The sequence below is a fragment of the Nitrosomonas communis genome (genome assembly GCF_024102715.1).
Taxonomy (GTDB): Bacteria; Pseudomonadota; Gammaproteobacteria; order Burkholderiales; family Nitrosomonadaceae; genus Nitrosomonas; species Nitrosomonas communis_B.
The window spans coordinates 18,680-32,856 of the sequence record NZ_JAGFJM010000012.1 but is presented as its reverse complement, the minus strand read 5'-3'; the positions used below and the strand labels follow the sequence as shown (position 1 = coordinate 32,856).

Genomic DNA, 14,177 nt, shown 5'->3' with positions numbered 1-14,177 from the left:
TAGAGGGGAAAGATGCTTTCGGGCGAAATTCCGGAATGGCAATCGTACAAGCACCGCGCATTCTTCCGCGCATCATACGGTTGCCTCAGGAAGTCAGCTCTGAAGAATATAATTTTATATTTCTATCCTCGATTCTGCATGCGCATGTAGGCGAGCTATTCGCGGGCATGCAGGCGATGGGCTGCTTCCAGTTTCGTGTTACCCGCAATAGTGATCTGTTCGTGGATGAAGAAGAAATCAAAGATTTGCGTCTTGCCTTGCAGGGTGAATTACCTCAGCGCCATCTCGGGAACGCGGTGCGACTCGAAGTGGCAGATAATTGTCCACCCCATATTTCTGAATTTCTTCTCGGCCAGTTTGGCCTTACTCAGGATGATTTGTATCAGGTCAATGGACCTGTCAATCTGGTGCGCCTCATGCAAGTGCCAGGACAAATCGATCGTCCGGAGCTGAAATTTCCGCTATTCATTCCAGGGTTACCGTTTTCTACTCAGAAAAAGAAAATCTCAGATATTTTTCAGATGATTCGCAAAAATGATATTTTATTGCATCATCCGTATCAATCATTTCAACCTGTCATACAATTTATTCAGCAAGCTTCAACGGATCCGGATGTCGTCGCTGTCAAACAAACAGTATATCGAACAGGTTCGGATTCTACCGTCATGGAGGCGCTGATTGCTGCCGCCAGTCGAGGAAAAGAAGTCACGGTAGTCGTCGAGCTGCTTGCCCGCTTCGACGAAGAAGCCAATATTAATTGGGCTGGCCGCCTTGAGGAAGTGGGTGCTCATGTTGTTTATGGCGTTGTAGGTCACAAAACTCATTCCAAAATGGCGATGGTGGTGCGGCGGGAGGAAGGCAAGCTTCGCCGCTATGCACATCTCAGTACCGGTAACTATCATCCTGGCACTGCCCGGCTCTATACTGATTTCGGTTTACTTACCTGTCATGAAGAAATCTGCGCTGATGTCAGTGAAGTTTTCTTGCAACTGACCAGTCTTGGTAAGGCCAGCAAATTGAAACACCTTTGGCAATCCCCTTTTAGCCTTCATAGTCAGATACTCAATGCGATTAACAACGAAATGGAAAATGCCAAGGCAGGTAAGCCAGCCGGGATCATTGCCAAAATGAATGCACTATTGGAACCTCATATCATTCAGGCATTGTATGCGGCTTCTCAAGCCGGCGTGAAAATCCAACTCATCGTCCGGGGCGCATGTGCTTTGCGGCCAGGCGTGCCAGGTTTGTCAGATCACATTAAAGTACGTTCGATCATCGGGCGTTTTCTTGAGCACACGCGCATTTTTTATTTCTGTAATAACAATCATCACAATGTTTATTTATCCAGTGCTGACTGGATGGATCGTAATTTCTTTCGCCGCATTGAAATTTGTTTTCCTGTGCTCGATCCTCGCCTGAAGAAGCGTGTTATCGCCGAAGGTTTAAAACCTTATCTTAGGGATAACATTCAAGCCTGGGAAATGGATGTCAATGGTCATTATAAATGTAAATCCGTTCGCCCCAGCAGGCGTTTCAGCGCTCAAGAAGCATTGCTTACAAAACTAGCGGCAGCAACACAAAGCTAAATTAACCGGTTTGCAACAATGCCTAAAGAAATCGAACTCAAGTTATCGCTCCCTGCTAACCGCATTAAACAATTGCTGCATTTACCGTTGCTGGATGATTTGAGCATTTCGGCATTCACCAAGCAAAAACTTCATACCATTTACTACGACACACCCGATCTGGCTCTAAAACAGCAGCATTGCGCACTTCGCCTGCGCCGGGCCGGCAAACAGTGGCTACAAACCATTAAGACAGAAGGCAGCGCTGCATCCGGATTACATGAACGCGATGAATGGGAAGTGCCTGTTGCTAACAACCAGCTTGATTTCACGCAATTAAGTGATCCCACTATGATCAAGATATTTAGTAATGCTGAGCTCAGCAAGCAACTGCAACCGATATTCATGACAGAATTTACGCGCCATACGCGTATGCTGCAATTGCGTGAGGGAAGTCAAATCGAGTTCTGTCTTGATCATGGCAAAATCAGCGCAAATCATGCTGAGGAGCGACTTGCTGAAATCGAGCTTGAATTGAAATCAGGTAAAGCTGTCGAGCTTTTCCATTTTGCCCTTACCCTGGTGCAAACACTTCCATGGCCACTTAGACTGGAAAACATGAGTAAAGCTGAGCGCGGCTATATGCTTTATACAGGTTATAAGGTTCCTCCCGTGAAGGCATTGCCTGTTGTACTCCGGGCAGATATGGATTTAATTGCGGCATTTACCCCGATTGCACAGAATTGCCTTGATCAATTGACGCGGAATGAATATGGCGTATTGTCAGGTGGCGACATCGAGTATCTCCATCAGATGCGTGTTGCACTGCGCCGGCTGCACGCAGTATTTGATGTTTTTTCCACCGTTATCTCAAGTACATCTATTGTACACGAGCTTAAGTGGTTAACTCGCCAATTGAACCCGGCGCGCGACTGGGATGTTTTTATCATTGAGCAGCTTCCCTGGATTCAGGATATCTTCCCGAAACATGCAGGTATTTCAGCGCTCACAAAAATGAGCGCCATATTCTGCAAAAGACATCACAAAATTGCATGCACCAGCATCAAATCAAAGCGTTACACAGAATTGATTCTGAATCTGAATTTATGGCTTGATGAGGTGTGCAAATATCCAATCCAACCCCGTCATACGAAAAATACCGCTAGCACGGTATTGAGCACATTCACGAGCACCACGCTGACCAATCAGCATCAGCACATCCTTAAAACCAGCAAAGAAATTGAAAAACTTGATGCCACATCGCTTCATGCATTGCGTATCAGTATCAAGAAACAACGCTATGTTACTGAATTTTTCCACTCTCTCTATTCACAGGAAGAAGTTAAGAGATACCTGCACACATTGTCTGTCCTACAGGATATTCTTGGCGCCATCAACGACTGCACTAATATTACCAAACTTCTTGCAGAAATCCCCGCCACGAAGACAAAAACATTAATGTTACGGGAGGCCATTGGAATCATTTTGGGATGGAATAGTCAACGCTCAGAACAAAAGAAAACAGAGCTAAAATGTGCTTTGTTAGCATTCTACGATACGCCCCTTTTCTGGAAAGCGTATTGAAATACTGCACACCCAGGCTTTCCGTTGCTCTTATATAAATAAGAGATTGTAAGAAATTGCAAAAAGAGCAAAAAATAAGGCTGCTGAATTTTCTGGGGATAAGCCATCATTTCCAGCAGCCGCTTTCCTTCTGTTACATACTTAAATGCATTAAGTCACAATAGCTTTCAGCTCGCCTTTAGCGTATTTGTTAGCCATTTCTTCTAGTGAGATGGGTTTGATTTTGCTTGCTTGTCCTGCACTACCAAATGCTTCGAAACGTGCCTTGCAAATTTCTTTAGCAGCAGCGGTCGCATCCTTCAAGAATTTTCTTGGATCAAATTCACTTTTGTTCTTAGCCAAGTGCCGACGAATTGCACCGGTCATCGCTAATCGAATATCTGTATCGATATTAACTTTGCGCACACCGTTCTTGATACCTTCCTGAATTTCCTCTACAGGCACGCCATACGTTTCTTTCATTTCGCCACCATATTCGCGAATGATCTCAAGCCATTCTTGCGGGACAGAACTTGAGCCATGCATGACGAGATGGGTATTAGGGATTCGTTTATGGATCTCTTTGATACGTTCAATCGCCAAAATATCGCCAGTTGGCTTTCGTGTAAATTTGTACGCGCCATGTGATGTGCCGATGGCAATGGCAAGCGCATCCACACCGGTTTTCTTCACAAAATCGGCTGCCTGTTCAGGATCGGTCAGCAATTGATCATGAGATAATACGCCTTCTGCGCCATGACCATCCTCTGCTTCTCCCATACCGGATTCCAACGATCCAAGACAACCTAATTCGCCTTCAACAGAAACACCCACTGCATGCGCCATGGCAACAACTTTAGCTGTCACATTAACATTATATTCATAAGATGATGGTGTTTTGGCATCCTCTTCAAGCGAGCCATCCATCATCACGCTGGAAAAACCGCTACGAATTGCATTCACGCATACTGCTGGTGAAGCACCATGGTCTTGATGCATCACGATAGGAATATGTGGATAGGCTTCTACTGCAGCTGCAATCAGATGACGCAAAAAAGGTTCTCCAGCATATTTACGTGCGCCTGCTGATCCTTGCATGATTACTGGGCTATTGCATTCATCAGCTGCCTGCATAATGGCATGAATTTGCTCGAGATTGTTCACATTAAACGCAGGCAATCCATATCCATTTTCTGCAGCATGATCCAAGAGTTGTCGCAATGATACAAGTGCCATTTAGGTCTCCTTCATTTTAAGTTTTGTATCAGATTTATCATAAAAATTGGAATTGATAATTCGAATTAGAATCTAATTAAACGGAATTCCTGATTAGTAAATTTAAGCTATCTTAAGTATGAGATATTAGGAATGTACTGAAGCTATTTCAGCGCCTTCTATATTTAGCGGTTTTCTGTTATCGCCGACGCGAACAATTTTCATGGTATTTGTTCCACCTGCCTTGCCAACAGGCTCCCCTATTGTCATCACAATCAAATCGCCATCGCGCACTGCTCCACGCTTGAACAACTCATCTTCTGCCAAATCCAGAATAATTTCCGGATCAAATAGGCCTTGGCCAAATTCTATCGGATAAACCCCCCGAAACAACGTCATTTTGCCAAGCGTATCCTCTAGCGGACTTAATGCAAATATCGGTACCTTTGAACTTCTCCGTGACATTAACAAAGCCGTTACGCCACTCTGCGTCAATGCGGCAATAGCGCGAATTTTAAGACCACTGGCAGTATACATGGTCGCACGGGCAATTGCTTCTTCTATACTAACGGGCTGATTCTCCGGCGTACGCCGCAGGCTCTGGTTTACTGTGTACTCTTTTTCAGCTTCAAGACAGACCCTCGCCATCGCTTCTACTGACTCAATGGGATATTGCCCCGTAGCAGACTCGGCAGACAACATAACAGCGTCCGTTCCATCCAGCACTGCGTTAGCCACATCCGACACTTCCGCGCGGGTTGGAATTGGGTTGATGATCATTGATTCCATCATCTGGGTCGCTGTCACAACGAGCTTATTTTTAGTGCGAGCAGAACGTATCATGCGCTTCTGCAAGGCTGGCACTGCAGCGTCCCCCACTTCAACGGCGAGATCACCGCGCGCAACCATAATGGCATCTGATGCGTCTAAAATATCATCTAATGCGAGAATGGCTTCAGAACGTTCAATCTTTGCCATGATCAGGCTATTACCGCCAGCCTCCTGCATCAAGGAACGTGCCTGACGGATATCTTCACCTGTGCGAGGAAAAGATACCGCTAAATAATCCGCTTTCAATGCCGCTGCAGTCTTAATATCTTGTATATCTTTATTCGTCAGTGCAGGCGCACTCAGTCCGCCACCTTTCCGATTAATACCTTTATTATTTGACAGCACACCGCCCTGCTTGACCTGGCAATATATTTCGCTTCCAATCACCTTGGTAACATCCAGCACAATACGACCATCATCTAATAACAATGTCGCGCCAACTTCTACATCGTTGGGTAACTCTTTGTAATCAAGACCTACTCTTTCCTCGTTACCTAATTCACACTCGGCATCAAGTATGAATTCATCTCCTACTTTAAGCCAGATTTTCCCATGATCAAATTTTCCAATACGGATTTTAGGTCCTTGCAAATCAGCTAATATCCCGACTGTACAACCAGTAGCGCGTGCCAGTGAGCGAGTAAGATCAGCATATGCTATATGTTCTTCGCGGGTGCCATGGGAGAAATTTATCCGCACAACATTAACACCAGCCAGGATCATATGCCGCAATATGGTCGGATCACTACAACCAGGTCCCAGTGTAGCAACAATTTTTGTTCTTCTAATCATTCTTGCAAAGAATTCTCGGATTAGTTCTTAGCGTGCACGCAATTCGAGAATTTCAACTGCTGGGAGCTTCTTCCCTTCTAGGAATTCAAGAAAAGCCCCGCCTGCTGTCGATATATACGAGACTTTGTCGTATATACCGTATTTCTGGATTGCAGCAATGGTATCGCCACCTCCGGCCAAGGTAAACGCTTTAGTGTCAGCAATCGCTTTGGCAATGGTATGCGTGCCCGCACCAAACTGATCAAACTCAAATACACCCACAGGTCCATTCCATACCACTGTCCCAGCCTTCATGATAATGTCGGCCAGTTCCTGAGCACTTTTTGGTCCAATATCGAAAATCATGTCATCATTCGATACAGTATCTGCATCTTTTATCACCGCTGGTTCATTCGCATCGAATTTCTTGCCAATTACAACATCCACGGCAATTGGAATCGTTGCGTTACGCTGTTTCATTTTATCCATTAACATCTTTGCAGTCGGCACTAAATCATCTTCACACAAAGATTTACCAATATTCTTTCCTGCAGCTTTCAAGAAAGTATTAGCAATTCCGCCACCAACCACTAATTGATCTACTTTCTCAGAGAGGGATTCAAGTACGGTCAGCTTGGTTGATACTTTTGAGCCTCCCACAATGGCAACCATAGGCCGCGCTGGATTGAGTAACGCTTTAGTCAGCGCATCTAATTCTTCTGTCAGCAGTATACCTGCGCATGCTATCGGAGCATATTTTGCGATTCCATGCGTTGATGCTTCAGCCCGATGTGCCGTACCGAATGCATCCATCACAAATATGTCACATAACTTGGCGTAGCTCTGTGCAGTTGCATCATCGTTTTTTTTCTCGCCTTTGTTAAATCGGCAATTTTCCAGAACGACCAACTCACCCTGTGCAACTTCGACTGCATCGTTTATCCAATCTCTGATTAAGCGCACTGGCTTACCCAAGCGTTCTGCAATATTGTCGGCCACGGGTTTAAGTGAATTCTCCTCACTCCATACCCCTTCTTCAGGTCGACCTAAGTGAGAAGTTACCATGACTCTTGCGCCACGCTCCAAGCAATATTTAATAGTGGCCATAGATGCTGTAATGCGCGCATCCGATGTAACTTTGCCATCTTTAATAGGCACATTCAGATCAGCACGAATAAAGACACGCTTGTCTTTCAGATCAAGATCAGTGAGTTTGATAACAGACACATTAACTCCAATATAGACACTAATATTAATAAGAATAGTTTGCAGTCTTGTTGACTGCAAACTAGCTCAAAAGGATAAACTTATATCTACTATGATACAGGCATTAGATAACCCCGGATAAACTCATAATCACCCTTTATTAATATAGTCGATTATGACGTTTAAACCTTCAAGCCATTTATCCGGAGTAAATCTGATGCTTACTTTGATTCTTTGTGGATTTATTTGCCAGCAATAACGCGAACCATTTCTAATACTTTACAGGAATATCCCCATTCATTATCGTACCAGGCAACGACCTTAACAAAGTTTTTGTCTAATGATATGCCTGCCTCCGCATCAAAAACAGAAGTACAGACCTCACCCCGGAAGTCAGTAGATACGACTTTGTCGGCAGTATAGCCAAGCACACCTTTCAATGGCCCTTCCGATGCAGATTTCATGACATTACAGATTTCGTCGTAAGTGGCATCCTTATTTAATTCCACGGTAAGATCCACTACCGAAACATCAGAAGTTGGTACTCTAAAGGCCATACCGGTAAGTTTCTTGTTCAACTCAGGAATAACTACACCGACTGCTTTCGCTGCCCCGGTAGAAGAAGGAATAATATTCTCAAGAATTCCTCGACCACCTCGCCAATCCTTATTAGAAGGACCATCCACAGTTTTTTGAGTAGCAGTTGCAGCATGCACAGTGGTCATTAAGCCGCGTTTAATTCCCCACGTATCATTCAATACTTTTGCGATTGGCGCAAGACAGTTAGTAGTACAGGAAGCATTAGAGACGATAGCTTGCCCATTATAGGACTGATCATTCACACCATATACAAACATTGGTGTATCGTCTTTGGATGGCGCAGTCATAATAACTTTCTTGGCGCCTGCTGCAAGGTGCTTTTCGCAAGTTTCTTTAGTGAGGAAAAGTCCTGTTGCTTCCACTACTACGTCAACACCGGCCTCATTCCATTTTAGCTCGGCAGGATCCTTAATCGCAGTTAGACGTATCCGCTTACCATTCACTACTAAAGTATTGCCATCTACTGAGACACTTCCATTAAAACGACCATGCACAGAATCATGCGTTAGCATATAAGCCAAGTAGTCGGGTTCAAGCAGATCGTTGATTGCAACCACATCGATGTCGCTGAATTTTTCAACTGAGGCGCGAAATACCATCCGCCCAATACGACCAAACCCATTGATTCCTACTTTAATTGTCATTACATAAACTCCTTAAACAAAAAAAAACTGTTACTAAACATGCCTATTTTGTCTGTACAGATAACACGTTTTATATAATTCTCTTCACAGCATCTACGACGTTCTCAACCGTGAAACCAAAGTATTTAAACAACTCCTCGGCTGGAGCTGACTCACCGAAAGTATCAATACCTATGATTTCCCCTTCAAGTCCGACATATTTATACCAGTAATCTGTCACACCCGCCTCTATTGCGATACGCTTAATACCTTTTGGTAACACACTTTCCTGATAGGCCTGGTCTTGGCGATCGTACACATTAGCACATGGCATGGAGACTACTCGCACATGGATGCCTGCATCAGACAATGCTTTCTGGGCGGCCATGGCCAGTGCCACTTCTGATCCAGTGGCGATAATGACTGCTTGCGATTTTCCATCAGCGGCTTCTGATAAGACATATGCGCCTTTATCAATCAGCTTAATCGTTGCTTCATCTCTTTTCTGGAAAGGTAAATTTTGACGGCTAAAAATGAGTGTCGTCGGCCCATTCTTGCGCTCAATAGCACGTGCCCAAGCTACGGTTGATTCGACCGTATCACATGGCCGCCACACATCCATATTCGGTATCAGGCGTAACGTTGCTGTTTGTTCAATCGGTTGATGGGTTGGACCATCCTCACCTAAACCAATCGAATCATGGGTAAACACGAAGATGTTACGGATCTTCATTAAAGCCGCCATGCGCAAGGCATTGCGTGCATACTCTGAGAACATCAGGAATGTCCCCCCATAAGGAATGATGCCGCCATGCAGTGACAAGCCATTCATCATGGCGCTCATACCAAATTCACGCACACCATAGTAAATATAATTTCCGCCCGATTCTGCAGCCACACCACGTGAACCAGACCACAGTGTCAGATTAGAGCCAGCCAAGTCAGCTGACCCGCCTACCAGTTCAGGCAGGACTGGCGCCAATCCCTCAATCGCGTTTTGCGATGCTTTGCGAGTTGCAATGGTCTCTCCCTTGGCATTAACCCGATTAATAACCCCATTAACATGTTCAGACCAGTTAGCTGGTAATTCCCCAGCCATACGACGTATAAACTCGGCTGCTTCTGCAGGATATTTCTTCTCATATTCTGCAAACTTATGACTCCACTCATTCTCTAGTTTCTGACCTTTTGTACGTCCATCCCATGCATCGTAGACTTCCTGCGGAATCTCAAAGGGAAGGTAATGCCATCCAATATGTGGGCGTGTAGCTGCAATCTCTTCGTCTCCCAGTGCCGCACCATGAACTGCATGGGTATTAGCTTTGTTGGGCGATCCCATTCCAATAACCGTCTTACAGCAGATCATAGAAGGTTTGTTTGGATTCTTTTTAGCAGCTTCGATTGCGGCTTCGATCGCCTCTGGATCATGACCATTTACATTAGGCACTACATGCCAGCCATAAGCCTCAAAGCGTTTTGGTGTATCGTCAGTAAACCAACCTTCCACATGTCCATCGATTGAAATGCCGTTATCGTCATAAAAACAAATAAGTTTACCTAGCTCTAACGTACCTGCCAGAGAACATGCTTCATGTGAAATACCCTCCATCAAGCAACCATCACCAAGAAACACATAAGTATAGTGATTGACGATGTCAAAACCAGGGCGATTGAATTCATCCGCGAGAATTTTTTCTGCCAATGCCATACCTACCGCATTAGTAATTCCCTGCCCCAGAGGACCTGTCGTTGTTTCTACTCCTGGGGTATAGCCATACTCCGGATGTCCAGGCGTTTTGGAATGAAGTTGACGAAAATTTTTGATATCGTCAATTGATACATCATAACCAGTCAAATGCAATAGCGCATAAAGCAGCATAGAACCATGCCCATTGGATAAAACAAAGCGGTCACGGTCAACCCATTTGGGGTTATTAGGATTATGACGCAAATGATGAATCCAAAGTACTTCCGCAATTTCTGCCATACCCATAGGCATACCAGGATGTCCAGATTTAGCTTTTTCTACTGCATCCATAGCCAAGGCGCGAATAGCACTCGTCAAATTCTTGAATACTGGCGCGTTAAAATCCTCAAATGCTCCCATTTTTACTACTCCATAAAAAATTCAAAATCAGAATACCCATCTTCCGCGCCACATGACAACAAAAGTTGGCAAAAACCGCTATTATTACCTAAGACGAAGTGCTCTACAATATTGATTTACCGATACACTCACTCATATTTTTATTGACATCAATTAATCAATTGTTCTGACTACGTAACTTAATGCCCAGGGTTTTTATTTTGCGATAAAGATGAGTACGTTCTAATCCTGCACGCTCGGCAACGCGGGTCATGTTGCCACCTTCTTGGTCAATCAGCTTTTCAAAATAATTTTTTTCAAATAAATCTCTGGCCTCACGCAGTGATACATTCAAGGGAATATCCGGAGCAACTGTCATTGCTGCCGGTAAAGGAGGTGTTAATGCTTGCTGAACGACGTCAGCCGAAATCTCATTACCCGTACAAGTTAAAGCTAACGAATGCACCACGCTTGTTAATTGAGTCAAATTACCAGGCCAGTCATAATTGCGTAACGTATTCAATGCCGCTGTACTAAAATGAATAAACGGCGCTTTACCCGATTCTATATAACTTGAGAGTATTTGATTGGCTAATTCTGGAATATCTTCACGATGCATTCTCAGTGCTGGCAAGCTGATACAAAGATTACTCAAAATTTCATATAACTTAAGATTAAAATTACCCTGCGCCGCTAACTCAGCTAATGACTGAGTTGTGGCACACACTAGACGCACATTAAATTTTTCTAATTTACTCAGCAGCAGGAGCAGCCCTTTTTGCTCCAGTTTATTGAGTTCGCTAATTTCTCTAAGAAACAATAGGCCATCTTTTGCCTGTTCGAGCAAATTGACTGGATTTTCCGCAAGAAATGAAAATGATTCCGGCTCAATCCAAGGTGTATTGATACGATGCAAGAAATGAGCACAGTGCTCTATTCCTACCCCAGGCTCACCCATAAGCAGCACAGGTACTTTCAAATTAGCGACCTGCTCGAGTTTCTTTTTTAATTCTGTAATTAAAGCCCCTCGACCCAGACTCACCAGGGAAAAAGTCGGAATCGGCTTACTTTGGCCGCCACGCAAAGCTTGCCCAACAGTACTCAGTAACTTTTGTAATGGTATGGGTTTTTCCAGATAACCCACAGCGCCAATGCGTGTTGCTTCCACTGCAGTATCAATGGTGCCATGTCCGGACATCATTACTACTGGCATGGTAAGTAATCCACTATTGGCCCAATCTTTGAGTAGCGTGATGCCATCTGTATCAGGCATCCAGATATCCAAAAGTACCAAATCGGGGCGAGACTGGTTACGCCAGTTGCGGGCCTGTTCTGCGTTTTCTGCCAGAACTACCCGATATCCCTCATCATTTAAGATTTCGGATAAAAGCTCGCGGATGCCAACCTCATCATCAACAACAAGAATCGTATTGTTGGCCATTATATTGTAATTTACCTCTCAGGACTGGAATGCAACTAACTACTTGTGTAATATGATTAAATCAACAACTCACACACTTCCACTTCTTCATATGGCTATATTACTTGATGAGGAATCGATATGGTGTGATCCGATAATAATCTTGGTAAAACAATGGTAATCTTGGCTCCATGCGGTCGGATATTTCCTATCTGGATTGTACCATTATGTTCATTAATAATTTTCTTGACGATCGGCAGGCCGAGACCTGTTCCTTTTACCTTGGTCGTTACATAGGGCTCAAATACTTGCGCCTTAATTTGCTCAGCAAATCCTTTACCATTATCACTCACGCTGAACTGAATACCATTTGAGAGTGTTTCGGTATGCACTGTAATCGTAGGATCTACCGCATCGACTAAGGCATCCTGGGCGTTTTGCAACAGATTATGAATAACTTGCCGTAATCTCGCGGGATCTCCTCTTATTAACGAAGGATCAGCAGTCAACTCCAAGTTGATTCTGATGTTATGCCCCCCCTCTGATTGAGGGTTTGCAGTTTCATATAATGCAAGCACCTCACGAATCAATCTGTTAAAGTCTAGCTGGTAAAACTCCAATTCAGGAATACGTGCATATTCACTGAATTCATTGACCATTTTCTTAAGTGCTTCGACTTGATTGACGATCGTCTCAGTAGAACGTTGTAGAATTTTTGCATCCTGACCGCTTAATTTTTCCATCAATTTATGTTGCATACGTTCTGCAGAAAGTTGAATAGGCGTCAAAGGATTCTTAATTTCATGAGCAAGCCGGCGGGCAACCTCGCCCCATGCAACTGTACGCTGAACTTGCAATAAGCTAGTAATATCATCAAATACAACGACACCTCCTCCCGTTATCTGGGGCAAGTGTGATCCCCGAAGAAGCAGAACCTGATCTTTATTCTCACTAAAATGCAATACTTGACGTTGCCATTCTCCCATTTCTGCCGAATTGAATCCATTTCGTATTTCCTTTGCCAGCGTTTGTAATTTCGATTCCTTTTTTGCGCATTCTTCAATTGTTAACCCTACCAGATTAGTCAATGGAATCTGCAAAATTTGCTCAGCACTGTGATTGACCGTACTCATCAGTAAATTTTCATCGAATACCATGACGCCGGAAGAAAGATTGGCCAATATACTTTCAAGATAGGCTCGGGCGTTTTCTATCTCCTGCTGATTCCGTTCTGCTGTAGCGCGCGCCACTTCAAGCTGCTCGGTCATGAGATTGAAAGATTCTGTCAGTATTCCGAGCTCATCGTTACTTTGCACGCGATGACGCCTACTAAAATCACCCTGCGCTACAGCTCTCGTCCCCTCGGCCAGCATACCCAAAGGTGCGCTTAATTTTTCACTGATAAGAAAAGCGGCGGCGAGTGCAGAAAAAAGTGCTAAAAACAATGCCAATGTTAATGTGACGCTATAAAGTCGAGTCAGTCCTTGGCGGGATAACGTTAATTCCTGGTAATCGCGATACCCCGTCTGGACAATTTCGGCATTCTCCGCCAGCAGACCAGGTACTTGCTGCAAAACTTGCAGCACCCGAATATCATCATCAAGATTTAATACATTGACAGGAACTAGCACGCGCAAATACAGCCCTTTCCCAGGAATAGATTCCACGGCACTGTAGCTTTTCTGCATCCGGATATGCCGCATAGCAGCAGCGTTGGGTATTTCTGGAAACAGCGCCATATCGTCTATGCTGGAAAAAGCAATCGCCTTGCCATCTTGATTAAACAATGTTGCTTCCTGTATCTGTGACTGAACCAATAACTGATTCAATGCAGATAATGGCATTGCGGATGATTCAGACAATGTCAATGCGGTCGCCTTGGCCTTTTTCTCGAGTTCTTCGAGTAAATTGTCAAGCATGGTTTGCCCTAAATTAAGTCCTCCCTCTAATGCCTGCTCAACTTTCACGTCAAACCAGGATTCGATACTTTTTCCCAGAAACTGCACCGAAATACCATACACTAATGCCCCTGGAAGAATGGCCATCAGTGAAAAAATTATCAATAGGCGCAGTGCCAGCCTAGAACCAAAAACACGTGTTTTTAGCCTCCTGTTCAGCCGCCATAGCAAGAACCCCACCACCACCAGCAAGACCAATACAAAAATCACATTAAAGCCAATTAGCCAGCGGTAAAGACGTTCAAGAAACTCGGTGTTAGCACCTGCTGTTGCCAACAAAAACAACATGACAACACTAAGACCCGTAACGATGGTGATGAGGTACTTCATGGATTCTTT

At 44.3% G+C, this 14,177-nt stretch carries 9 protein-coding genes; 2 read left to right on the top strand and 7 right to left on the bottom strand.

Annotated elements, in window-relative coordinates:
* A partial coding sequence (gene ppk1, locus J5I83_RS01845) for a polyphosphate kinase 1 (RefSeq protein ID WP_304052835.1) occupies nucleotides 1-1,586 on the top strand: 1,586 nt, incomplete at its 5' end.
* Nucleotides 1,587-1,604: 18 nt separating this feature from the next.
* Nucleotides 1,605-3,149, top strand: coding sequence for a CYTH and CHAD domain-containing protein (locus tag J5I83_RS01840; RefSeq protein ID WP_304052833.1), 1,545 nt, complete (start codon nucleotides 1,605-1,607; stop codon nucleotides 3,147-3,149).
* Nucleotides 3,150-3,299: 150 nt separating this feature from the next.
* Here J5I83_RS01840 and fba read toward each other — a convergent pair whose 3' ends face one another.
* The 7 genes from fba to J5I83_RS01805 all read right to left on the bottom strand — a co-directional run bounded on the left by fba (nucleotide 3,300) and on the right by J5I83_RS01805 (nucleotide 14,168).
* Nucleotides 3,300-4,364: a class II fructose-bisphosphate aldolase gene (gene fba, locus J5I83_RS01835; RefSeq protein ID WP_304052831.1), complete on the bottom strand. Its 1,065-nt coding sequence runs from the start codon at nucleotides 4,362-4,364 to the stop codon at nucleotides 3,300-3,302.
* A gap of 126 nt (nucleotides 4,365-4,490) precedes the next feature.
* Complete coding sequence (gene pyk, locus J5I83_RS01830) at nucleotides 4,491-5,966, bottom strand: pyruvate kinase (protein WP_304052829.1); 1,476 nt, start codon at nucleotides 5,964-5,966, stop codon at nucleotides 4,491-4,493.
* Nucleotides 5,967-5,993: 27 nt separating this feature from the next.
* On the bottom strand, nucleotides 5,994-7,172 hold the full coding sequence (locus J5I83_RS01825) for a phosphoglycerate kinase (RefSeq protein ID WP_304052827.1): 1,179 nt from the start codon (nucleotides 7,170-7,172) through the stop codon (nucleotides 5,994-5,996).
* Between the two features lie 221 nt (nucleotides 7,173-7,393).
* Nucleotides 7,394-8,395 carry a type I glyceraldehyde-3-phosphate dehydrogenase gene (gene gap, locus J5I83_RS01820; RefSeq protein WP_304052825.1) on the bottom strand — a complete coding sequence of 334 codons (1,002 nt, stop codon included), beginning with the start codon at nucleotides 8,393-8,395 and terminating at the stop codon, nucleotides 7,394-7,396.
* A 70-nt stretch (nucleotides 8,396-8,465) separates the two neighbouring features.
* Nucleotides 8,466-10,481: a transketolase gene (gene tkt, locus J5I83_RS01815; RefSeq protein WP_304052823.1), complete on the bottom strand. Its 2,016-nt coding sequence runs from the start codon at nucleotides 10,479-10,481 to the stop codon at nucleotides 8,466-8,468.
* A 157-nt stretch (nucleotides 10,482-10,638) separates the two neighbouring features.
* Nucleotides 10,639-11,901, bottom strand: coding sequence for a sigma-54 dependent transcriptional regulator (locus J5I83_RS01810; protein ID WP_304052822.1), 1,263 nt, complete (start codon nucleotides 11,899-11,901; stop codon nucleotides 10,639-10,641).
* 95 nt (nucleotides 11,902-11,996) lie between these two features.
* Entirely contained in the window at nucleotides 11,997-14,168 is a 2,172-nt protein-coding gene (locus J5I83_RS01805; RefSeq protein WP_304052821.1) for an ATP-binding protein, read from the bottom strand.
* Nucleotides 14,169-14,177 lie beyond the last annotated feature (9 nt).

Coding starts and splice junctions, on each gene's coding strand:
- J5I83_RS01805 (WP_304052821.1), bottom strand. CDS start 14,168: ATGAAGTACCTCATCACCATCGTTACGGGTCTTAGTGTTGTCATGTTG.
- gap (WP_304052825.1), bottom strand. CDS start 8,395: ATGACAATTAAAGTAGGAATCAATGGGTTTGGTCGTATTGGGCGGATG.
- J5I83_RS01840 (WP_304052833.1), top strand. CDS start 1,605: ATGCCTAAAGAAATCGAACTCAAGTTATCGCTCCCTGCTAACCGCATT.
- J5I83_RS01810 (WP_304052822.1), bottom strand. CDS start 11,901: ATGGCCAACAATACGATTCTTGTTGTTGATGATGAGGTTGGCATCCGC.
- tkt (WP_304052823.1), bottom strand. CDS start 10,481: ATGGGAGCATTTGAGGATTTTAACGCGCCAGTATTCAAGAATTTGACG.
- fba (WP_304052831.1), bottom strand. CDS start 4,364: ATGGCACTTGTATCATTGCGACAACTCTTGGATCATGCTGCAGAAAAT.
- pyk (WP_304052829.1), bottom strand. CDS start 5,966: ATGATTAGAAGAACAAAAATTGTTGCTACACTGGGACCTGGTTGTAGT.